Source organism: Gordonia terrae, from assembly GCF_051789125.1.
GTDB classification, from domain to species: Bacteria; Actinomycetota; Actinomycetes; order Mycobacteriales; family Mycobacteriaceae; genus Gordonia; species Gordonia terrae_A.
Window position 1 is genome coordinate 4,952,381 of record NZ_CP196526.1, and the last position, 20,902, is coordinate 4,973,282.

General features: G+C 68.0%; 20 protein-coding genes. 12 read left to right on the plus strand and 8 right to left on the minus strand.

Features of this window, described 5'->3' with window-relative positions:
- The first annotated feature begins 68 nt into the window (after positions 1 to 68).
- Positions 69 to 1,427 carry a DUF3068 domain-containing protein gene (locus ACSUZC_RS22550; RefSeq protein ID WP_439030668.1) on the plus strand — a complete coding sequence of 453 codons (1,359 nt, stop codon included), beginning with the start codon at positions 69 to 71 and terminating at the stop codon, positions 1,425 to 1,427.
- Positions 1,428 to 1,656: 229 nt separating this feature from the next.
- Positions 1,657 to 1,821 carry a hypothetical protein gene (locus ACSUZC_RS22555; RefSeq protein WP_439030669.1) on the plus strand — a complete coding sequence of 55 codons (165 nt, stop codon included), beginning with the start codon at positions 1,657 to 1,659 and terminating at the stop codon, positions 1,819 to 1,821.
- A 10-nt stretch (positions 1,822 to 1,831) separates the two neighbouring features.
- On the opposite strand, the gene ACSUZC_RS22560 is transcribed toward ACSUZC_RS22555, so the two are convergent.
- On the minus strand, positions 1,832 to 2,797 hold the full coding sequence (locus tag ACSUZC_RS22560) for an alpha/beta hydrolase (protein ID WP_065632259.1): 966 nt from the start codon (positions 2,795 to 2,797) through the stop codon (positions 1,832 to 1,834).
- A gap of 437 nt (positions 2,798 to 3,234) precedes the next feature.
- On the opposite strand from ACSUZC_RS22560, the gene ACSUZC_RS22565 reads away from it, so the two are divergent.
- The 6 genes from ACSUZC_RS22565 to ACSUZC_RS22590 all read left to right on the plus strand — a co-directional run bounded on the left by ACSUZC_RS22565 (position 3,235) and on the right by ACSUZC_RS22590 (position 12,200).
- Positions 3,235 to 4,713, plus strand: coding sequence for an amidase (locus tag ACSUZC_RS22565; protein WP_439033205.1), 1,479 nt, complete (start codon positions 3,235 to 3,237; stop codon positions 4,711 to 4,713).
- A gap of 72 nt (positions 4,714 to 4,785) precedes the next feature.
- Positions 4,786 to 6,459, plus strand: a complete 1,674-nt coding sequence (locus ACSUZC_RS22570; RefSeq protein ID WP_439030670.1) for an FAD-binding dehydrogenase — start codon at positions 4,786 to 4,788, stop codon at positions 6,457 to 6,459.
- A gap of 112 nt (positions 6,460 to 6,571) precedes the next feature.
- Positions 6,572 to 7,591 (plus strand): Dyp-type peroxidase, encoded by a 1,020-nt coding sequence (locus tag ACSUZC_RS22575; RefSeq protein ID WP_439030671.1) that lies wholly within the window; start codon positions 6,572 to 6,574, stop codon positions 7,589 to 7,591.
- Between the two features lie 10 nt (positions 7,592 to 7,601).
- Complete coding sequence (locus ACSUZC_RS22580) at positions 7,602 to 8,411, plus strand: family 1 encapsulin nanocompartment shell protein (protein ID WP_439030672.1); 810 nt, start codon at positions 7,602 to 7,604, stop codon at positions 8,409 to 8,411.
- Positions 8,412 to 8,550: 139 nt separating this feature from the next.
- Positions 8,551 to 10,284, plus strand: coding sequence for an ABC transporter ATP-binding protein (locus ACSUZC_RS22585; RefSeq protein ID WP_439030673.1), 1,734 nt, complete (start codon positions 8,551 to 8,553; stop codon positions 10,282 to 10,284).
- Complete coding sequence (locus ACSUZC_RS22590; RefSeq protein ID WP_439030674.1) at positions 10,281 to 12,200, plus strand: ABC transporter ATP-binding protein; 1,920 nt, start codon at positions 10,281 to 10,283, stop codon at positions 12,198 to 12,200. The genes ACSUZC_RS22585 and ACSUZC_RS22590 overlap by 4 nt, the downstream gene beginning before the upstream one ends.
- 224 nt (positions 12,201 to 12,424) lie before the next feature.
- Here ACSUZC_RS22590 and ACSUZC_RS22595 read toward each other — a convergent pair whose 3' ends face one another.
- Positions 12,425 to 12,997 carry a YdeI/OmpD-associated family protein gene (locus tag ACSUZC_RS22595; protein ID WP_439030675.1) on the minus strand — a complete coding sequence of 191 codons (573 nt, stop codon included), beginning with the start codon at positions 12,995 to 12,997 and terminating at the stop codon, positions 12,425 to 12,427.
- Between the two features lie 45 nt (positions 12,998 to 13,042).
- On the opposite strand from ACSUZC_RS22595, the gene ACSUZC_RS22600 reads away from it, so the two are divergent.
- Entirely contained in the window at positions 13,043 to 13,717 is a 675-nt protein-coding gene (locus ACSUZC_RS22600) for a hypothetical protein (protein ID WP_439030676.1), read from the plus strand.
- A 26-nt stretch (positions 13,718 to 13,743) separates the two neighbouring features.
- Here ACSUZC_RS22600 and ACSUZC_RS22605 read toward each other — a convergent pair whose 3' ends face one another.
- The 3 genes from ACSUZC_RS22605 to rnhA form a co-directional block, all read right to left on the minus strand.
- Entirely contained in the window at positions 13,744 to 14,535 is a 792-nt protein-coding gene (locus tag ACSUZC_RS22605; protein ID WP_439030677.1) for an SDR family oxidoreductase, read from the minus strand.
- 75 nt (positions 14,536 to 14,610) lie between these two features.
- Complete coding sequence (locus tag ACSUZC_RS22610) at positions 14,611 to 15,519, minus strand: D-isomer specific 2-hydroxyacid dehydrogenase family protein (RefSeq protein WP_439030678.1); 909 nt, start codon at positions 15,517 to 15,519, stop codon at positions 14,611 to 14,613.
- The gene (gene rnhA, locus ACSUZC_RS22615) at positions 15,516 to 16,007 is read right to left on the minus strand and encodes a ribonuclease HI (protein WP_439030679.1); all 492 of its coding nucleotides are present in this window, start codon (positions 16,005 to 16,007) and stop codon (positions 15,516 to 15,518) included. The genes ACSUZC_RS22610 and rnhA overlap by 4 nt, the downstream gene beginning before the upstream one ends.
- Positions 16,008 to 16,108: 101 nt before the next feature.
- Here rnhA and ACSUZC_RS22620 point away from each other — a divergent pair, with 101 nt between their 5' ends.
- The 3 genes from ACSUZC_RS22620 to ACSUZC_RS22630 all read left to right on the plus strand — a co-directional run bounded on the left by ACSUZC_RS22620 (position 16,109) and on the right by ACSUZC_RS22630 (position 18,782).
- Positions 16,109 to 16,876 carry a methyltransferase domain-containing protein gene (locus ACSUZC_RS22620; protein WP_439030680.1) on the plus strand — a complete coding sequence of 256 codons (768 nt, stop codon included), beginning with the start codon at positions 16,109 to 16,111 and terminating at the stop codon, positions 16,874 to 16,876.
- An 80-nt stretch (positions 16,877 to 16,956) separates the two neighbouring features.
- On the plus strand, positions 16,957 to 18,255 hold the full coding sequence (locus tag ACSUZC_RS22625) for a DUF4185 domain-containing protein (RefSeq protein WP_439030681.1): 1,299 nt from the start codon (positions 16,957 to 16,959) through the stop codon (positions 18,253 to 18,255).
- Complete coding sequence (locus ACSUZC_RS22630; protein ID WP_439030682.1) at positions 18,252 to 18,782, plus strand: DUF1697 domain-containing protein; 531 nt, start codon at positions 18,252 to 18,254, stop codon at positions 18,780 to 18,782. Before ACSUZC_RS22625 ends, ACSUZC_RS22630 begins: the two co-directional genes overlap by 4 nt.
- A gap of 51 nt (positions 18,783 to 18,833) precedes the next feature.
- Here the strand turns inward: ACSUZC_RS22630 and ACSUZC_RS22635 are convergent, their stop codons facing one another.
- From ACSUZC_RS22635 to ACSUZC_RS22645, 3 genes are read right to left on the minus strand one after another with little or no spacing between them, the layout of a single operon-like run.
- Positions 18,834 to 19,058: a hypothetical protein gene (locus ACSUZC_RS22635; protein ID WP_439030683.1), complete on the minus strand. Its 225-nt coding sequence runs from the start codon at positions 19,056 to 19,058 to the stop codon at positions 18,834 to 18,836.
- Between the two features lie 7 nt (positions 19,059 to 19,065).
- A complete protein-coding gene (locus ACSUZC_RS22640; protein WP_439030684.1) occupies positions 19,066 to 19,542 on the minus strand; it encodes a hypothetical protein in 477 nt (158 codons plus the stop codon).
- A 13-nt stretch (positions 19,543 to 19,555) separates the two neighbouring features.
- Positions 19,556 to 20,827 carry an acyl-CoA dehydrogenase family protein gene (locus ACSUZC_RS22645; protein ID WP_439030685.1) on the minus strand — a complete coding sequence of 424 codons (1,272 nt, stop codon included), beginning with the start codon at positions 20,825 to 20,827 and terminating at the stop codon, positions 19,556 to 19,558.
- Between the last annotated feature and the right edge of the window lie 75 nt (positions 20,828 to 20,902).

Here is a 20,902-nt window from a genome sequence, read left to right on the forward strand (position 1 = left end):
CACTGTGGCCTGCTGCGGGCGACGCGACCGCTAGGGTGGGAGCGATCAGCTGATACCAGGAGTCACACATGAAGCGATTCGTGCCGGCAGTGCTGGCCTTCTTTGGCGCCGCGTGCATCGCGGCTGCCATCGCCATACCTCTCTATCTGGTACCGCAGTTGAAGGTGGTGCCTCTCGATCTGGACATCACCTCCGACGCCACAACGGTTGCCGCAGACGGTTCGACCGGAGAGCGGTTCCCCGCAGTCATCTTCGACCGCTGCTCGGTGTCGGAGAGCCGGGCCCGCACGCTCGACGCGTCGCTGAAACAGCAGCGCCGCTCGATCATCACCGAGCCGTCCGACAGTCGCCAGGCGAGCCTGCAGTCCGCGCAGACCGTCCTCATCGAACGACTGCGTGACGCCGAGGGCGTCGAGACCGAGCCGTCGGTCGCACCGGCGAACGACGCCCGCACCTGTGAAGACGGGCTGCTGACCGCGACGATCGACCGTGTTTCGGTCAACCGGAAGACCTCGGCACCGAACGGTGCGGTGAGCTCACTGCAACTCGAGGCGGTTCCGGAGGGCGGCAACGTCAACGACGTGTCGGTCGCCCTCGACAACCGCACGGGCTACCAGTACAAGTTCGGCTTCGACGTCCAGAAGCGCGACTACCCGTACTACGACCTCAACACCCGCCAGGACTGTGCGGCGAAGTTCGAGGGCGAAGAGACCATCGACGGGCTCGAGACCTACCACTTCGTGTGTGAGGTCCCCGAGACCGACCTGTCGAATCTCCCCAACGCGCAGGGCGAGGCCGCACTGGGCACGATGCTGACGATGCCCGCCCGGTGGTGGGGCATCACCGGGCGCGGCGTGCGCGCCAACGACCCGATCACGATGCACCGCTACGCGGCGGCGACCCGCCACGTGTGGGTGGAGCCGACCACAGGCACCATCGTCGACGGCCGCGAGGACCAGCACCAGTACTTCAAGTCGCCCGACCAGAGCGACGCGACCCCGGAGCCGGTGCGCGAGTTCCGCATGGATGCGCTCAAGGGCACGTTCAAGTGGACCGATGCGACGGTCAAGAACCAGGCCGACAAGGCCAGCGGGTACGTCAACCAGCTCAAGGTCGGCGGTGTGTGGGTGCCCATCATCCTCGGTGTCGTCGGCGTGATCCTGTTGATCATCGCGGCCCTGCTGTTCTTCCGCGGTCGTCGCAACGACACCCGTCCGGCCGACGCGCCGCCGGTGGTCACTCCGCCCGCCGACGAGCGCGACACCACGCTGATCAAGCGTGACCCGCCGCCCGCGGCCGGTGCCACACCTGCGGGCGCCAACCCGTGGGAACGACCGACCGAGCAGATCCCGAGGGTCGACGGCGGCGACCCGCCGGCCGACGACTCGGCCACGCGGACCTTCCGCAAGCAACCGCCACCCGAGTAGGACTCGGCAGCAGCGCGACCACTGCGGGCGCATCCGGTATCCACCGGATGCGCCCGCAGTGTTTGGGTCGGGCGAGTTGGGCCGGCACCGCCCACTGCGGGTTGAGCCGGCACCGAGCGCAGCGAGGAGCCACCCCATTGCTCCCTGAGGTGCGACGAGCCACCCCATTGCTCCCTGAGGTGTGAGGAGCGCAAGCGACGAGCCACGAAGGGCTGGCGACGCAGGCTTCGTGCCCTTCGTGGCTCGCCCGCTCGCACCTCAGGGAACAGGAAGGCCTCCGCTGGCGACGCAGGGAACAGGAAGGCCCCCGCTCGCACCTCAGGGAACAGGAGGCCACACAACAGCAAGGGCCGGTGACCCGAAGGTCACCGGCCCTTGCCGATTGCTTGCGTGAGCGGGGTGGCTCAGAAGAACGCGGGGCGGAAGGTCTTCGCCCACGACTCCTTGAAGGTGCTCTGCCAGTAGTCCCACCAGTGCGCACCGTCCGGGGTGATCCGGGTGGTGAGCTTGACGCCCGGGACGAGCGCGAGGCGACCGATGTAGAGCTGGCTGCTGGTCGATGCGGCGACCTCGAGCGGGATCATCTGCGCGAACTTGACCGGGTCGAAGTTGGCGCTGGCCGGGTTGACCGAGGAGTCGTACTTGCTGCCGACACCGCTACCGGACGAGACGTAGACGTTCTTGCCCGCCAGATTGCCCGCGCTCAGGAACGGATCGTTCTGGAACCAGGTTCCGGCGGGGTAGAAGCCCCACATGTTGAACGGGTTGCCGCCGACCTCGGCGACCGAGGCCATGATGCCCTGGGTGAAGCCCGGCATGGTGACCGTCGGGTAGCCGCTGTAGGACGCGACCGCCTTGTAGAAGTTGGGGTGGCGCGACGCGAGGTTCAGCGCCGAGGTGCCCGACATCGACAGGCCCGCGATGCCGTTGCGACGACTGTCGCTGCCGTGACGCGCCGCCATGTAGCGCGGCAGTTCACGCGTCAGGAAGGTCTCCCACTTGTTGACGCCCAGCTTGGGGTCGGGGGTCTGCCAGTCGGTGTAGAAGCTGCCTGCGCCACCGAACGGGATCGCGACGTTGGTTCCCTTGCCGGCCATGTAGCGGGCAACATCGGTGTTGATCAGCCAGCCGCTGTTGTTGTTGGGGGCACGGAGTCCGTCGAGCAGGTACAGCGTCGGCTTGGGTCCGCCACCGCCGGCCGAGACGATGCACACGGGCACGGTCCGGTTCATGGCGTTGGAGCGGACGTACTCGACATTGCAGCCGTTGGCCGCGGAGGCCTCCGGCGGAGCGGCGACCAGCGTCGCACCCGAGACGGCCACAAGAGCCACGAGTCCGGCGACCAGGCGCTTACGGGCGCGTGTCAGCATTCGTCAGTTTTCCTTTGGATCACCACGGCCGGAGTCGGCCGCTTGCGGGTCTTGCTACCGGGTACTGCTGCGGGCATGTGTACGAGGTCGTACGTAGAGGGGATTGTATTGGTCCCCCCTGGGAGCGGTACCCGTCCTGCTGAAGTGTAACGGCACGATAACGTCGCGGCAAAGGCGAGAGCGGGTCTCGTGATGGCGACTTCGAGTGTTGCACATCACATCGACCGCACGCGAACAGCTCATTTGGGGCATTCGCGGCGCTCGCGGCCTGATTGTCCTCCGAACGGACCGCCTCGGCGCGACCCGGCCGTTACCCGTTTGGGTGGGCAACGGTGACACGCAATTCCTCGGCCGGCCCGCCCCCACAGACGCCGCATCGTCGTCGGCCCGATCCCGGGCCCGGCGCGCCGCCACCCACTAATGTCGGGTCGGTGAACATGGGTGAGTACCTCGCGGCCGACGCCACCACGCTGGCCGGGCTTGTCGCCTCCGGGGAGGTGACCGCCGCCGAACTCCTCGACCTCGCGCGGGCGCGCGCCGACGCGGTCGACGATGCTCTGAACGCGATCGTGATCCGCATGGATGCCGAGGCAGACCGCCGGGCGGGTGGCGAACTGTCCGGTCCGTTCGCCGGAGTCCCGTTCCTCATCAAGGACCTGGCCCAGGACTACCGCGGCTATCCGACGACGCGGGGGTCGCGCGCCCTCGCCAACCACGTGGCCAAGGAGCATTCGGTCACCGTTCAACGCTTCCTCGACGCCGGGCTGGTGATCTTCGGCAAGACCAACACACCCGAGTTCGGAGCCAAGGGGGTCACCGAGCCCACGTACTGGGGTCCCACCCGTAATCCCTGGAACACCGAGGTCACCGCCGGCGGCTCCTCGGGCGGCAGTGCCGCGGCGGTCGCTGCGGGAATCGTCCCCGCGGCCGGCGCCAGTGACGGCGGTGGATCGATACGCATCCCCGCGGCGTGCGCCGGCCTGTTCGGGTTGAAGAGTTCGCGCGGCCTCATGCCGTTCGGTCCGCAGACCGGTGAGCCGTTGTTCGGCATGGGGATCGAAGGGGTGGTGACGCGTACGGTGCGCGACGCCGCCGGCCTCTACGACGCCCTCATCGGGCCGACGCCGTCGTCGACCTACCCGACGCCCCTGCACACCGAGAGCTACACGGCCCGCATCGCGACTCCCCCGCGCCTGCTGCGTATCGGCGTCACCACGAAGTCGGCGATCAATCCGAATCCCCACCCCGAGGCGGTGGCCGCGGTCGAGCACGCCGTGGCGTTGCTGACCGACCTGGGCCATCAGGTCGACGAGGTCGATCCGCCCCACGACGACGCCGAACTCGCCCGCGATTTTCTCGACATCTGGTTCGCCAAGTGCGCCGCCCAGGTCGACGAGGTCCGCCGGCTCACCGGCGCACCCGACTCGCACTTCGAGGCGGACACACTGACCCTCGCCGAACTCGGCCGCTCCGCGGGCGTCGTGCCGCTGTTCACCGCACTCGACCACATCAACGACCACGTCCTCGCACTCGAACGTTTCCACCAGACCCACGACCTGCTGCTGACCCCCACGCTGGCGGTGCCGCCGCCGCGCATCGGATCGATGACCACCCCGCGGGTTCTCCAGCAGGCGGCCCGCCTCGCGGCGCGCGCCCGCGGCGGCCGCGTCATCTCGCGCCTGGGCATCATCGACCAACTCGTCTACGAGAGCCTCGGCTGGGTGCCGTACACGCAGCTCGCGAACCTGACGGGCCGACCGGCGATGAGTGTGCCGCTGCACTGGACCGACACCGGGCTCCCCCTGGGCGTCCAGTTCGTCGGCAGACTCGGCGCCGACGGCGATCTCCTCGCTCTGGCCGCCGGCCTCGAGCAGGCCGCGCCGTGGTTCCACCGGTACGCCGACATCTCGCTGTAGTGCCGGGCTAACCTCGTCTGCGAGTGCACATGCCGGGAGCAGCCCGGCGTGGCGGCGGTGTGAGGAGTTGCGGTGGCGGAGCACGAGGCCGACGCGGTGGTCGTCGGTGCGGGACTTGCGGGTCTCGTCGCGACGTACGAACTCACCAAAGCCGGGCGACGCGTGCTCGTCGTCGATCAGGAGAATCGCAAGAACCTTGGCGCACAGGCGTTCTGGTCACTCGGCGGCCTCTTCATGGTGGACACACCCGAGCAGCGGCGCCTCGGCATCCACGACTCGGCCGACCTCGCTCTGCAGGACTGGATGGGATCCGCGGGCTTCGACCGCGACGACGAGGACTACTGGCCCCGACAATGGGCCCGCGCCTACGTCGACTTCGCGGCAACGGAGAAGCGCCAGTACCTGCACGACCTCGGCCTGCGTATCACCCCGATCGTCGGGTGGGCTGAACGCGGCGGCGGCTTCGCCGACGGTCACGGCAACTCGGTGCCCCGGTTCCACCTCACCTGGGGCACCGGCCCGGAGGTCGTCCGCGTGTTCGCCGAACCGGTCCTCGAGGCCGAGAAGCGCGGCCTGGTCGAGTTCCGGTTCCGCCACCGCGTCGACGAGCTGATCGTCGAGGACGGCACGGCGGTGGGCATCCGAGGAGCGACCCTCGCCCCCACCGACGCCGATCGCGGTCAGGCCTCCAATCGGGATGTGGTGGGCGACTTCGAGATCCGCGCGGGCGCGGTCATCGTCACCTCCGGCGGCATCGGCCACAACCACGACCTGATCCGCAAGAACTGGCCGGTCGACCGGCTCGGTCCAGCGCCGCAGACCATGATCTCCGGTGTGCCGGCACACGTCGACGGCCGGATGCTGGAGATCAGCGAGACCGCCGGGGCCAGCATCGTCAACCGCGACCGCATGTGGCACTACACCGAGGGCATCCACAACTGGGATCCGATCTGGCCAGACCACGCGATCCGGATCATCCCGGGCCCGTCCTCGCTCTGGCTCGACGCGAACGGCAACCGCCTCGCCCCGCCCAACTTCCCCGGATTCGACACCAATTCGACGATGAAGGCGATCCTCGCCGCCGGGCACGACTACTCGTGGTTCCTCCTCACCCAGACGATCGTGGAGAAGGAGTTCATGCTGTCGGGGTCCGAGCAGAATCCCGACATCACGGAGAAGGACCTCAAGCTCACCGCGCGGAGCCGGCTCGCCAAGGGCGCCTCCGGTCCGGTCGACGCGTTCATCCGCAACGGCGTCGACTTCGTGGTCGCCGACAACCTGCCCGAACTGGTGGCCGGGATGAACAAGATCGCACGTGGTCCGCAGCTCGACCTCGCGCACATCGAGCGGATCGTGTCCGCCCGGGATGCCGAGATCGGCAACAAGTTCTCCAAGGACGCCCAGCTGATGGCCATCACCAATGCACGACAGTTCGTCGGCGACAAGATCGTTCGGGTGGCCAAGCCGCATCGGCTGCTCGACCCCGCGCACGGCCCGCTCATCGCGGTCCGACTCAACGTCCTCACCCGGAAGACCCTGGGCGGACTAGAGACCAACCTCGACTCCCAGGTGCTACGGCCCGACGGCAGCGCCTTCGACGGGCTGTTCGCCGCGGGTGAGGTCGCCGGCTTCGGCGGCGGCGGCGTGCACGGATACAACGCCCTCGAGGGCACGTTCCTCGGCGGGTGCATCTTCTCCGGCCGCGCCGCCGGACGCGCAGTGGCGCGGGCCATACCGCGCAACTGATCCCGAACCGGCCACACACGTCTGCCCGTCGACGAAAAGGGTTGCCTGCCCTACACATTCGCGGCACGATCTGCCACCCCACCGTCGATGCCCATCGGCTAGGGTGTTCAGCGTGCCGGTGCCCCAGACCATCCTGACGCGGAAGACGAAGTCGGCGATCTTCCTCGTCTTCACCATCGACGACGGCGGTGAGGACGCGGTTCGCGATGCGCTGGAAGAGATTCCCGGATTGAACAACGCGGTGTCGTCGCGGGCCCCGGAGGCAGCGCTGGCAGGCATCGTGTCGATCGGGTCGGACGCCTGGGATCGCCTCTTCGACGGTCCGCGACCACGCTCGTTGCGACCGTTCGTCCCCTACGTGGGCGAGGTCCACACCGCGCCGGCGACCCCCGCCGATCTGCTCGTGCACATCAAGTCCGACGACATGGGTCTCTGCTACGAACTCGGCGCCAAGATCACCGCCGCACTCGGTGACGCCGTCACGGTGGTGGACGAGGTCCACGGCTTCCGCTACTTCGACCTCCGCGATCTCATCGGCTTCGTCGACGGCACCGAGAACCCCACCGGCCAGGCCGCGATCGACGCGATCACCGTCGGCGACGACGACCCCGATTTCGAAGGTGGCAGCTACGTGGCCATCCAGCGGTACGTCCACGACCTCTCCGCCTGGAACGCGCTGCGCACCGAAGACCAGGAGGCGGCGATCGGCCGCACCAAGCTCGACAACATCGAGATGTCCGACGACGACAAGCCGATCAACTCCCACATCGCGCTGAACAAGGTCGAAGACGAGAACGGCGAGGAGATCGACGTCGTCCGCGACAACATGCCCTACGGCGACGTCTCCGGGAACAGCGCGAACGGCCCGGGGGTGAACGGCACCTTCTACATCGCCTACTCGGCCGGCCCCGACGTCACCGAGGAGATGCTCCGCAAGATGTTCATCGGCGACCCGCCCGGCAACTACGACCGCCTCCTCGACTTCACGACCGCGGTCACCGGTGCCCAGTTCTTCACCCCGACGCTCGACTTCCTCGAAGACCTGCCGCCCGCCCCGGGTGGCGCCCCCGTACCCGAATCCGCCCGCGCAACGCCGTCCGACGGTTCGCTCGGCATCGGGTCCCTGCACTGAAGGAGAAACCATGAACAACCTGCATCGCGAACTCGCACCTATCTCCGAAGCGGCGTGGGCGGAGATCGAGGAGGAGGCGACGCGCTCGTTCAAGCGCAACATCGCCGGCCGCCGGCTCGTCGACGTCACCGGTCCGCTGGGCTCCGACACCGCATCGGTCACCCTGGGACATCGCTCGAAGATCGACTCGCCCGCCCAGGGCATCACCGCCTTCCAGCGCCGCACCCAGTCACTGGTGGAACTGAAGGTCCCGTTCACCGTCTCGCGCGAGGCGATCGACGACGTCGATCGCGGCGCCAAGGACTCCGACTGGGACCCGGTCGTCGAGGCCGCCCGCGAACTCGCACTCGCCGAGGACCGGGCCATCTTCGAGGGCTACGCCGCGGCATCGATCAGCGGTATCCGGGCCGAGGCATCGGCCACGCCGATCGCCCTGCCCGACGACGTCCGCGACTACCCGGAGGCCGTCAGCCAGGCGCTGAGCACGCTGCGGCTGGCATCGGTCGACGGCCCGTACGCGGTGGCCATGTCGGCGGAGGTCTACACGCAGGTCAACGAGACATCGAACCACGGCTACCCGATCCTCGAGCACATCCAGCGCCTGCTCACCGGCGACATCGTGTGGGCGCCGGCGATCAGCGGGGCCTTCGTGATGAGCACCCGCGGCGGCGACTTCGAGCTGACCATCGGGCAGGACGTGTCCATCGGTTACGACTCGCACGACGCCGACGTCGTGAACCTGTACTTCCAGGAGTCGTTCACCTTCCTCACGCACACCGCCGAGGCCGCGGTCGCCCTCACCGCGCCGACGATCCTCTGACGCACACGGGCCGGGTGGTCGTCGACGCTTCCCGTAGAACGAATACCCGGATGAGTCCGTTGCGAACGGCAACTACCCTGGCGCAGGTGATCGCAGTAGCACTCGCCCCGCCAAACTTCGCCCCGCCCCCGGCGCCGGCATGCTGACCCAGCTCGTCCGCACCTACCTCTCCCGGTATCGCCTCCACGTCGCCCTCGTCATCGTGCTGCAGTTGCTGGCGACCGTCGCGATGCTGTACCTGCCGAGCCTGAACGCAGACATCATCGACAACGGCGTCGCCCGCGGCGACACCGGTTACATCGTGCGCATCGGCGGATGGATGCTGCTGGTGAGCGTGGCCCAGATCGTCGTGACCGTCACCGCGCAGTACTTCGGTGCGCGCGCCGCACTCGGCGTCGGCCGCGACATCCGCGGCGACCTCCTGCACCGCGTCAACTCGTTCTCCGCACGCGAGGTCGGTACCTTCGGGGCACCGTCGCTGATCACCCGGACCACCAACGACGTCCAGCAGGTGCAGCTGCTCATCGTGATGAGCAGCGCGATCCTCGTGATGGCACCGATCATGTGCGTCGGCGGAATCATCATGGGCGTGCGGGAAGCCCCCGCGCTGTCGTGGGTCATCGCCATCGCGGTACCCATCCTCGGTGTGTCGATGGGCGCGATCATCGCGAAGATGATCCCCGGGTTCCGCGCGATGCAGGAGCGGATCGACAACGTCAACCGCGTGCTGCGCGAACAGATCACCGGCATCCGGGTCGTCCGCGCCTTCGTCCGCGAAGACTACGAGCGCAAACGCTTCGCGGTGGCCAACGACCACCTCGCCGACGCCACCCTCCACGTCGGCCGGCTGATGGCACTGATGTTCCCGACGGTCATGGTGATCACCAACGTCACCATCGTGGCGGTCATCTGGTTCGGCGGTCACGCGGTGTCCGACGGCTCCCTCGAGATCGGGGCACTGACGGCGGTGATGAGCTACGTCATGCAGATCCTGATGTCGGTGATGATGGCGTCGTTCCTCGCGATGATGGCGCCGCGGGCCGCGGTCTGCGCCGAACGCATCTCGGCGGTCCTCGCCACCGAGACCTCGGTGCACCCGCCCTCCGATCCCGTCGGATTCGCCTCGCATCCCGGCATGGTCGAGTTCGAGGCCGCCGAGTTCCGCTACCCCGGTGCCAGCGATCCGGTGTTGCACGACATCACCTTCCAGGTCGCGCCGGGCACGACGACCGCGATCGTCGGATCGACCGGATCGGGCAAGACGACGCTCCTGGGTCTGGTACCCCGCCTCATCGACACCACGGCCGGCGAGGTCCGGGTGGGCGGCGTCGACGTCAAACGGCTCGACCCGGACGAACTGCGGTCGGTGGTCGGCCTCGTCCCCCAGCGTCCCTACCTGTTCTCCGGAACCGTCCGCTCCAACATGCTGCACGGCAAGTCCGACGCGACCGACGAGGAGATCTGGGAGGCGTTGCGCATCGCACAGGCCGAGGACTTCGTGTCCGCCATGCCCGACGGGCTCGACACCAAGGTCTCCCAGGGCGGGACCACCGTGTCTGGCGGGCAGCGCCAGCGCCTCGCGATCGCACGCGCTCTCATCCGCAAGCCCTCGATCTACCTCTTCGACGACTCGTTCTCCGCACTCGACCTCACCACCGACGCACGACTGCGGGCCGCCCTCCGGCCCGCAACCCGCGACGCAGCGGTGATCGTTGTGGCGCAACGTGTCTCGACCATCGTCGAGGCCGAACAGATCGTCGTCCTGGATCGCGGCCGAATCGTCGGCCTGGGAACGCACGACGACCTGCGACAGTCGTGTCCCACCTACGCCGAGATCGTCGAATCGCAGATGGCGATGGAGGAGCGTTCATGACCCGGCCCGGAGGCCCGCCGATGGCGGCCGGACCCGAATCCAAACCGCGGTCGTTCTGGCCGTCGGTCAAACGCGTTGTCGCCCAACTCGCCTCCTACCGGATGCTGATGACGGTGACCCTGGGCTCCCTGGTGGGTTCGGTCGTGCTCATCGCCATCGCGCCACGGGTCCTCGGGCACGCGACCGACCTCGTGTTCGACGGCGTCATCGGACGAACACTGCCCGAGGGTCTCACCAAGGACCAGGCCGTCGCGGGCCTCCGCGAGAGCGGCGACAACACCTTCGCCGACATGGTCTCGTCCATGGACGTGACCCCCGGCGTCGGAGTCGATTTCGGCGACGTCGGGCGGGTGCTGCTGATCACCCTGGCGCTCTACGTCGTCTCGTCGTTGCTGGCGTGGCTGGCCGGTTACCTGCTGAACATCGTCGTGGTCGGGACCATCCGACGTCTGCGCGACGACGTCGAGGCGAAGGTGCACCGCCTACCGCTGCGCTACTACGACACGATGCCCCGCGGCGAACTGCTCAGCCGGGTCACCAACGATCTCGACAACCTGTCGCAGAGCATGCAGCAGACGATCTCCCAGTTCGCGAACTCCGTGCTGACGGTGATCGCCCTGCTGATCATGATGCTCTGGATCTCGCCGCTCCTGGCACTGATCGCCGTCGCCACGGTGCCGCTGGCGATCGTCGCCACCGGGGTCATCGCCAAACGTTCCAAGCCGCACTTCTCCGCCCAGTGGTCCTCGACCGGGGCGCTCAACGCCCAGGTCGAGGAGGCCTTCACCGGCCACGAGCTGGTGACCGCCTTCGGACGTCAGCGCGAGATCGAGGCGACCTTCGACGAGCGCAACCAGAAGCTCTACGAGTCCAGCTGGCGCGCGCAGTTCATCTCGGGCGTCATCATGCCGACGATCATGTTCCTGGGGAACCTGAACTACGTCGCCGTCGCGGTCGTCGGCGGACTGCGGGTGGCGTCGGGATCGCTGAGCCTCGGCGAGGTGCAGGCGTTCATCCAGTACTCGAGGCAGTTCACGCAGCCGCTCACCCAGATCGGGTCGATGATCAACCTCATGCAGAGCGGTGTCGCCTCCGCGGAACGCATCTTCGACATCCTCGACGCCGAGGAGCAGACCCCGGACGCCGCGCGGCCGCAGACCCCGTCCTCGGACAACGGGCTCATCGAATTCGACGACGTCTCGTTCCGCTACGTCGAGGACAAACCGCTCATCGAGAACCTCAGTCTCGTCGCCCGACCGGGCCACATGGTCGCGATCGTCGGTCCGACCGGCGCGGGCAAGACCACCCTGGTCAACCTCATCATGCGGTTCTACGACGTCGATTCCGGTGTCATCCGTGTCGACGGGGTCGACGCCACGACGATGACGCGAGACGATCTTCGCGAACGGACGGGCATGGTGCTGCAGGACTCGTGGCTGTTCGGCGGCACCATCTACGACAACATCGCCTACGGCGACCCCACCGCGTCACGCGAGGAGGTGCTCGACGCAGCCCGGATGAGCCACGTCGACCACTTCGTGCGCACACTGCCCGACGGATACGACACCGTCCTCGACGACGAGGGCGGCGGCGTGAGTGCCGGCGAACGCCAGCTCATCACGATCGCCCGGGCGTTCCTGGCCCGGCCCACGATCCTCATCCTCGACGAGGCGACGAGCTCGGTCGACACCCGCACCGAGCTCCTGATCCAGAAGGCGATGGCGAACCTGCGGTCGGATCGCACCAGTTTCGTGATCGCCCACCGTCTTTCGACGGTGCGTGACGCCGACGTCATCGTCGTCATGGAGGACGGCCACATCGTCGAACAGGGCAGCCACGACGAGCTCCTCGCCGCCCGCGGCGCCTACTGCCGCCTCTACGAGAGCCAGTTCACCGGCGCGATCGAGGCGAGCTGATGCCGGTTGTTCCTGAGGTGCCAGCGGAACTCCTACCGCCCGCCCCCTGAGGTGCGAGCGGAGCGAGCCTCGAAGGGTCCAGAAACCATGCACGCGAGAATTCTCATCCACCTCACGACACCGGAAGGGCATATCGCCCTCGCGCAGTGCTCAGATGGACGAGATTTCACGCGGGTGGTCGGCGGCAACCGCCCCCGGAGGAACAGTGCAGCGAGCCACGAAGGTCATCCCGGCCGGACGTTGCGCGCCGCCTGCTCGACGATGGTGGCGATGCGCTTGGTCTTGGTCTCGGGGCGTTTCGCCATGGCCAGTTGCGCCAGCCCGAACTTGCGGGCACTCGGCGGGAACGCGTCCCAGTTGGCACGCGCGACCGGGTCGGCGTCGAGTGCCGCGGCGAGCTCCGGGGACTCGATCAGCGCCTCGGCGTCGTCGAACATCGTCCACAGTCCCCGGGCCTGGGCGTCGTCGATGACGGCCTGTCCCGCGGGCTGGATGCGCCCGGCAGCGGCGAGGTCGGCCACGCGGGCCTTGTTCGACGCCGACCATCCGCTGGTGCGGCCGCGTCTGGTGAACCACATACCGCGCCGTTCGGCGTCGATCACCCGGGTGTGTCCGTCGATCCAACCCCAGCAGAGCGCCTCCCGGACGCACTCGTCGTAGTCGAGCGGTTCCCGGCCCGATCCCTTGCGCCAGAACACCAGCCACACACCCGCGGACGAGTCGTGGTTGTCCCGCAACCACTCTCGCCATGCCTCGATCGTGTCCACGGCGAGCTTCGGCGCATCGGGGTCGGCCATGCGTTCACCCTAATGAGCCAGGCCTCGTCTCGGTACAGTTGAGCCGTGAACGAGATCGTCAGCTTCGCGACGGACAACTGGTGGCTGATCTTCCCCATCGGCGCTGTCGTCGGCGGCTGGGCGGGATCGATCGCGAAGTACAACGAGAAACGGCGCAAGGACAAGATCGAACTGGCGCGGATCAAGGCGAACGCCCGGACCGAGCAGCTCAAGCTCACGACGGCGTCGGCTGACCAGGTTCGCCGGGCCCTCCGACAGCACGACGCGCTGAACGAGAAGTGGTTCGGTTACGAGTTGGATCTCGCGACGCTCATCGAGTACCCGATGATGACCGACATGCGTGAGCCGCTGACCCTCGCGTTCCACCGCGCCCGGGTCCGCGCCGACGATCTGCGCCCCGAGCCGGACGCGTCCTTGCCGCCCACCGAGTTCGCCGAGTACCGCGACGCCGTGGGCGAATACGCCGCGGCATTCGACGCGGCGGAGCGAGAATCCCGGCGGCGCAGACAATCCGACTTCTCACCCGTCGAACGCGAAGCCCTCGACCGGGCGCGCAAGCTGATCAGCGTCGCCGCCGACTCCGCGGCCACACCCGCCGAGCGGCAGTCGGCCTACAAGAAGGCCCGAGCCGAACTCGAGGGCATCATCGACGTTCCACAGATGGCCGCGGCGCAGCTCGAACGTCAGATCGCCGGTGCCCTCGAGCGGGGCTCGGAATGATCACGCGCTCGGATCGAGCCCGCTGATCAGAGGTCGGGGATCGGCAGGTCCAGGTTGGGCGCGATGATCCCGCCGTCGACCTCGAGGATTTTGCCGGTGACGTAGGCCCCCGCCGGCGAGGCGAGGTACAGCGCCGCGGCGGCGATGTCCTCCGGTTCGCCAAGTCGGTGCAACGGCGTGGACGTCTCGACTGCGGTGCGCATCCCCTCGTCGCCGGCGACGATCTCCAGCGCCGAAGTGAGGATGGCGCCCGGCGCGATGCCGTTGACCCGAATCCTCGGGTTCAGGTCCATCGCGGCGATGCGGGTGTAGTGCGCGAGAGCCGCTTTCGCGGTGCCATAGGCGGCGTAGGCGCGGCCGGGCAGGCGGCCGACCGCGGACGTGATGTTGATGATCGAGCCCCGGCCGCTGGTCGCGAGGATCTGCTTGGAGCCGGCGACGACGAGTGCGTGCGCGTTGCCGACGTTGAAGTCGAACGCGTCCCGCAGATGCTTGGGGCTCGTGTCGAACAGCGGACGTGGCATCGCGCCGCCCACGTTGTTGACCACCGTGTCGAGGCGCCCGAACTCGTCCACCGCGGTCTGCGCCAGCGCGGCCGCGGCGTCGGGGTCGCCGAGGTCCACGGCGACGGTGTGCGCCCGCCGGCCGGCCGCACGGACCCTTTCGGCGACCTGTTCGAGGTCGGACTCACTGCGGGCCGCGATCACCACGTCGCCGCCCGCCTCGGCGAAGGCGACCGCGATCGCCGCCCCGAGCCCACGGCTCGCGCCGGTCACGATGGCCACCTGGTCGTCTATCCGGAATCTGTCGAGAATCACCTGTCGACCATGCCACGCCGATCGACAAAACGAGAACGTGTTCTAGAAATCCCTCGGAATCAGCAGGTCACGACGTCAGTAATCGCGGCCGGAGGTGACCACCGACAGCAACTCCTCCCCCGCCGCGAACCGGCGGAGATTCTCGGCCACCCACGGCGCGAGTTCGCGGGTCAGACCGGACGCCGGGTTGGCGACGTGCGGGGTGATGATCACGTTGGGAAGCGACCAGAGCGGATGGTCGGCCGGGGGCGGCTCGGGATCGGTCACGTCCAGCGCCGCACCCGCGATCCGGCCCTCGGTCAGTGCGTCGTACAGGGCGGTCTCGTCCACCAGCGGTCCACGCGCGACGTTCACGATCCAGGCGTGGTCCGGGAGCGCGGCGAGACTCTCGGCGTCGATCATGTGGTGGGTCTCCGGTGTCGCGGGCGCCGCCAGCACGACATGATCGGTCGAACCCCACACGTCGGCCAGCTCGCTCGACCGCCGCACCTCGTGCGCGCCGGGAACGTCGCGGCCCGACCGGTTCACCGCGACGACCCGCGCCCCGCATGCGCGCAGCCGCGGCGCGAGCGATGCACCGATGCCACCCGCACCGACGATCGTCACCGTCGATCCGTGCAGCGACCGCACCGCGGTGTCGATCCGGTCCTTGTCCCAGTGCCGTAGTACTGCCGTGTTGATCTGCCGCAGCCCCGCGAGAAGCAGCGCCAGCGCGTGCTCGGCCACGTTCTCTGCGTAGAAACCCGACGCATTGGTCCAGAGACGGCGGTCGTCGAGCACGCCGGCCGCCACGTAGTCCTCGATGCCCGCGGTCTTGAGCGCCACCCACTCGACGGCGTCGGGCAACTGGGGAAACTCCGCGGGCGGGCCGATCCAGACCAGCACGCGAGCCTCGTGGAGCTCGACGACACGACCGCCCGCGCCCTCGACGGCGGCGACGAGGTGCTCGTCGTGGTGGGGTTCGACGGCGACCGGAACGGTCATCGCGCCACCGCCCGCGCGGCGGTGGTGGCGAGTTCGTCGGCGATCTCGTTGAAGTGGTCGCCCGCGTGGCCCTTCACCCAGCGCCACTCCACCTGATGCCGCTTCTCCTCGTCGACGAGGCGCCGCCACAGGTCAGCGTTCTTGACCGGCTTCTTGTCCTTGGTCTTCCATCCGTTGGCCTGCCAGCCGTTCACCCACTTCATGATCCCGTTGCGGACATACGTCGAGTCGGTGTAGATGATCACGTTCGACGGCCGGGTCAGCGCCGCGAGACCCTCGATGGCGGCGGTGAGTTCCATCTTGTTGTTCGTCGTGTCGGGTTCGGACCCGGAGATCCGCTTCTCGGTGCCCTTGTAGCGGAGCACCGCACCCCACCCGCCGGGACCGGGGTTGCCCAGACACGCACCGTCGGTCGAGATCTCGACCACGGCCGCACCGGCCGGGTCCGCCGGCGAACTGTCAGACTCAGGATTCGCTGAAGCTGTCACGGGGGAAGCCTACGGCAGCCGCCGCGCGCGACCGCGGGCTCACCGGGAGGCAAAGTGCTCGCGTCGCTGACATCGGCAGCCCCGGGACCTAGGGTGGAACCATGGCTGTCTGGGACCCGACACGCTACCTGCAGTTCGCCGACGACCGTGCTCGGCCGTTCCTCGATCTCATCGGGCAGATACCCATCAATCCGACCTCGGTGGTCGATCTCGGTTGCGGTCCCGGCCATCTCACCAAGCACCTGCGCGCACTGTGGCCGGCCGCGGAGATCCTGGGCATCGACGACTCGGCGGCCATGGTCGATCGCGCCATCCGCGACAACACCGACGCGCATGCCAACTACGACGTCGCCGATGTGTCCCACTGGGCCCCGCACCGCCCCGTCGACCTGATGATCTCGAACGCGATGTTCCAGTGGGTGCCCGATCATCTCGACGTCATCGACCGGCTGCTCGGGCACCTCACCGACGGCGGCGCGTTCGCGCTTCAGGTGCCCAACAACACCGAGGCACCCACCCATTCCGCGCTCGCCGACCTGGCCGCCACGGAGCCATATGTGGGGGCCTTCGGCGACCTGCGAGCGCTGCCCCGTCTCGACGCCGTGATGTACCTGGACTTCTTCACCGCGCGGGGCTATCACGCCAACGTCTGGGAGACGACCTACTTCCATGTGCTCGACGGACCCGATCCGGTCTTCGACTGGATGTCGGGCACCGGCGCCCGACCGTACCTACAGGCGCTCCCGGACGACTTGCGTCGACAGTTCGCGAACGACCTCAAACAACGGTTCGCCGAGGCCTACCCGAGCCGCGACTGCGGCACGGTTCTGCCGTTCCGTCGCACCTTCGCGGTGGCCAGTCGCCGCTGAGTTTGAGCACTGCCGCTCCCCTCGGCCGCCACTTCTGCCACACTGACACCACTTGTCGTGGTCCAGCAGGGAGAACACCCATGTCTCGACGCAACCGGCCGCATCTGCGCCCGATCAGGCGTGGCCAGCGCACCGTGACCACCGTCGTCGTGGCAGTGGCCGTGGCCACCGGGCTCCTGACCTCGGTGTCGGCTCCCGCCCGGGCGGCGGTCTGCAACGTCACCGGTATCACCGGGGGCGATGTCGGAAGCACCGGCAGCAGCGGGTCGAGCCAGGCGGGCTGGAGCAGCCTCGACTTCGGCAGCTATCGCGCCGACGGCAAGAAACCGCAGGGCCCGCTTCCGAGACTGAGGGGCGCGACCACGGCGATCTCCTGGGTGACGGGACCGCGCAGCCCGGCGCGCACCGACGCGCGGTTCGGCATCACGGCCACCGACGTGGGGGTTCCGTGGGACAACGGTTCCGGTCAGATCCTGATGGCGTTCGGCGACACCTGGGGCAGATGTGCCGGCCAGATGGTCTGGAAGCACAACACGTTGCTGCGCAGCGACGCGAACTCCGACCTGGACAAGGCGATCCGATTCCCCGACGCCGTACCCGGATCTACTCGTTCGGGTGCGTCGGTGACCGGCGCCCATCCCACGTGGGCGCAGCCGATGTTCAACGCGGTCGGCGTGCGTAACGTCGAGGTCGGCCGCATCCCGACGGGTGGCATCTCGATCGGTGGCACCCAGTTCGTCAGCTTCATGTCCATCCACCGCTGGGAGGGTCCGGGACGCTGGCGGACGAACTATTCGGCGATCGCCGTGTCGCACAACAACGGGCAGACCTGGTCTGTCGACAACGGCACGATGCGGTGGAACACCGACCTCACGGTTCCGGGCGTACCGCAGGTCTCCGCCGGACACGGTCGCTTCCAGATGGGTGCCTTCCTGCGCAGCGGCGGATACATCTACCAATACGGCACACCCAATGGACGTTTCGGCGCGACCTATGTGGCCCGGTTCCGTCCCGCCGACATCCTCCGTCTCGAGCGCTACCGATACTTCGACGGTCAGAACTGGTCGTCGAACCCGGCGGACGCGACACCGATCGTTCCCCGCCCGGTCGGCGAGGTGTCGGTGGCCTACAACAACTTCCTCGGCAGGTTCGTGATGCTCACCGAACGAGCGGGCACCATCGTTCTGCGGACGGCTCCGACACCTCAGGGACCGTGGGGCGGCGAGCGGGTGCTGATCTCGCAGGCCCAGTCGAGCGGCCTCTACACCCCTTACCTCCACCCGCGATCGTCGGGAAAGAACCTGTACTTCGTCGTGTCCCGGTGGGACGACTACAACGTGATGCTGGTGCGCACCGATCTGTCGAAGGTGCGGCCGTGACGCGGCGCATCATCCTGATCCGCGCGGTCAATGTCGGTGGAGCGAAGCTACCGATGAGCGAATTACGTTCCATCGCAGCAGAACTCGGGGCGACGGAGGTCTCGACCTACATCGCGTCGGGGAACCTGATCTGCGCGCCACCGGGTGATTCCGATGAGTTCGATCGGTCTCTCGAGGCGGCGCTGGAGGAACGCTACGGCTGGTTTCGGGAAGTCATCAGTCGCACGCCCGAACAAGTCCGCGGCGCATTGGCCGCCCATCCGTTCGAGGTGGTCGACGACAAGTACTCCTATGTCTACTTCCTGACGGGTGCGCCGGCGCCGGACAAGGCGGCGGCGTTCGCGGAGAGGGACTTCGACGGCGACGTCTGCCAGGTGGTCGGCACCGACCTGCACATCCGCTACGCCGACGGCGCGGGTCGGTCGAAGCTGACCGCACCGGTCATCGCGCGCGGGCTCGGCGTCCAGGGAACGGGGCGCAACCTGCGCACCGTACGGACGCTGCTCGACCTGTCGACATCGCCCTGACGACGCGGTGGCCGGTCCCCGACGGCGGGCGTAGCGTCGGAGGAGGACGAATCAGATGGACCCGATGCCAGCCATACCCGACGCGCACGCCGAGAGGACTCCGGACATGAACCAGCCGGTCCCGCCGCCACCGCCACCACCCGAGCCCGTCCCCGCGCCCGAACCGATTCCCGAACCACCGTCCGAGCCCCCGATTCCCGTACCCACGCCACCGCCGGCGCCCGAACCGCAACCGCGTCCGGCCGAGCCGGATCCGCCGCCTCGACCGACCGTCATCTGACGGTCAGCCCCGCGACAGCGCTCGGGTCACGCGGTCGAGATCTGCGAGTTGCTCCTCCCTGGGGGCCTCCCAGAGCTTCTTCGGGAGCTTCTCCAGATCCTTGATCGCCGCCTCGGCACGGTCGAGCGCCTCCGCGGATTCGTCCCCGGTGAGGTCGGCGGCGGCGATCAGCCGATCGTCGATCTCGAAGACCGCGTCGTCGAGACGCTCGCGCGCGGCGACGAGTTCTTCGTCCCGCGGGATGGCGGGATTGGCGTGGACGTCGGCGATCGCGTAGCGAATCCGTCGATGCAACAACGCTTCTCGGGTGTTGTCGGTGGTCCAGCTCTCGGGCGCCCGGCCGGGACGACCGGGGATCAGTTCGGTGGACCGTGCGAACGAACGCACTCGTTTGTCCGAGTCGTAGGCAAACCAGGCGGCGCCGCCGAGGATGAACAGGGCGACCACGACAACCGCCACGATGATGATGACCGCGATCATGGGGCCAGCCTACTCAGGACGACCGCACTCCCTTGGGCGCCTTGCCCGACATGAAACCGAACAGGTATCCGGCGACGCGCCGCATCTGGATCTCGTCGGCTCCCTCGGTGATGCGGTACCGACGATGGTGGCGGTAGATGTGTTCGAACGGCTCGTGCCGTGAATAGCCTCGCCCACCGAACACCTGCATCGCCTGGTCGGCCGCGTCGCAGCACAGTCGGTTCGCCTGGTAGTTGCACATCGACACCTCTGCCGACGCCGCGAACGGACCGTAGGTGTCCATCTTCCAGGCGGTTTCCCGTATCAACGCGCGGACCATCGCGGCGCGGGTGTGCAAATCCACCAGCGGGAACTGGATGGCCTGATTGGTCGACAGCTTCTTGCCGAACGGAGCGCGCTCGTTGGCATAGGCCACGGCCCTGTTGATGCAGTACTGCGCCGCGCCGAGGCTGGATGCGGCCTGCCGGATGCGGTTCTCGTTGAAGAAGTGTTGGACCACCTGCAGTCCGGCGCCCTCGGCCCCGAAGACCGCCGAATCCGGCACCCGGACGTCGCGCAGGCTGATGTGGGCGTGATCGGTGGGCATGTTGAACGTCCACAGATACTCTTCGACCGCGAATCCGGGGTCTTGCGGGTCCACGAGGAACGCCGTGATCCCGCGGGCCTCACCGGGCTCGCCACTGGTCCGCGCGAAGATGATGTCCCGGTGGGCGGCGTGAATCCCGGTGTTCCAGGTCTTCTCGCCGTTGATGATCCAGTCGTCGCCATCGCGGACCGCGCTCGTCTCCATCCACGTCGCGTCGGAACCGTGGTCCGGTTCGGTGATCCCGAACGCGAAGAACTTGGTTCCGGCGGCGAGGCCCTCGACCCACTCCTCCTTCTGCTCGGGAGTTCCGTACTCCAGCATCAGGAGCAGGCCGATGTTGTTGCCCACGATGGCGTGCTCGTTCTGCAGATCGCAGTGCAGGCCGAGCCCCTTCGACGCCAGATGTTCGCGGATGATCGCCATCGCCAGATTCGATCCGTCACGCCCGCCGAACTCCGCGGGGAACGGGTACCGGAAGTGGCCGGCGGCGTCGGCCCTGCGGCGCGCCTCACCGAGGAGTGCCTCCCACTCCTTGTTCGGCAGACCTCCGCGTTCCCAGTCGGTTCGCGAATCCTCCCGACGGTGGTCGAAGAACCGGATGTTGTCATCGGTCTGCTCGAGGGGCAGGATCTCGGCCTCGATGAAGGCGTCGAGTTCGTCGAGGTAGTCGCTCAGCGACTGGGGCACTGCGAAGTCCACGGTGATTCCTTCTCGGTCGGTTTCGCTGGGTCGGTCGGGTTCGGAGGGCGGCGGTCACGGATGGCCCGGTCACGG

Excerpts from the sequence above, each read along its gene's own strand:
- ACSUZC_RS22550 (WP_439030668.1), top strand. The coding sequence starts at position 69 with ATGAAGCGATTCGTGCCGGCAGTGCTGGCCTTCTTTGGCGCCGCGTGC.
- ACSUZC_RS22560 (WP_065632259.1), bottom strand. The coding sequence starts at position 2,797 with ATGCTGACACGCGCCCGTAAGCGCCTGGTCGCCGGACTCGTGGCTCTT.
- ACSUZC_RS22565 (WP_439033205.1), top strand. The coding sequence starts at position 3,235 with ATGGGTGAGTACCTCGCGGCCGACGCCACCACGCTGGCCGGGCTTGTC.
- ACSUZC_RS22580 (WP_439030672.1), top strand. The coding sequence starts at position 7,602 with ATGAACAACCTGCATCGCGAACTCGCACCTATCTCCGAAGCGGCGTGG.
- ACSUZC_RS22585 (WP_439030673.1), top strand. The coding sequence starts at position 8,551 with ATGCTGACCCAGCTCGTCCGCACCTACCTCTCCCGGTATCGCCTCCAC.
- ACSUZC_RS22590 (WP_439030674.1), top strand. The coding sequence starts at position 10,281 with ATGACCCGGCCCGGAGGCCCGCCGATGGCGGCCGGACCCGAATCCAAA.
- ACSUZC_RS22595 (WP_439030675.1), bottom strand. The coding sequence starts at position 12,997 with ATGGCCGACCCCGATGCGCCGAAGCTCGCCGTGGACACGATCGAGGCA.
- ACSUZC_RS22610 (WP_439030678.1), bottom strand. The coding sequence starts at position 15,519 with ATGACCGTTCCGGTCGCCGTCGAACCCCACCACGACGAGCACCTCGTC.
- ACSUZC_RS22620 (WP_439030680.1), top strand. The coding sequence starts at position 16,109 with ATGGCTGTCTGGGACCCGACACGCTACCTGCAGTTCGCCGACGACCGT.
- ACSUZC_RS22625 (WP_439030681.1), top strand. The coding sequence starts at position 16,957 with ATGTCTCGACGCAACCGGCCGCATCTGCGCCCGATCAGGCGTGGCCAG.
- ACSUZC_RS22635 (WP_439030683.1), bottom strand. The coding sequence starts at position 19,058 with ATGACGGTCGGTCGAGGCGGCGGATCCGGCTCGGCCGGACGCGGTTGC.
- ACSUZC_RS22640 (WP_439030684.1), bottom strand. The coding sequence starts at position 19,542 with ATGATCGCGGTCATCATCATCGTGGCGGTTGTCGTGGTCGCCCTGTTC.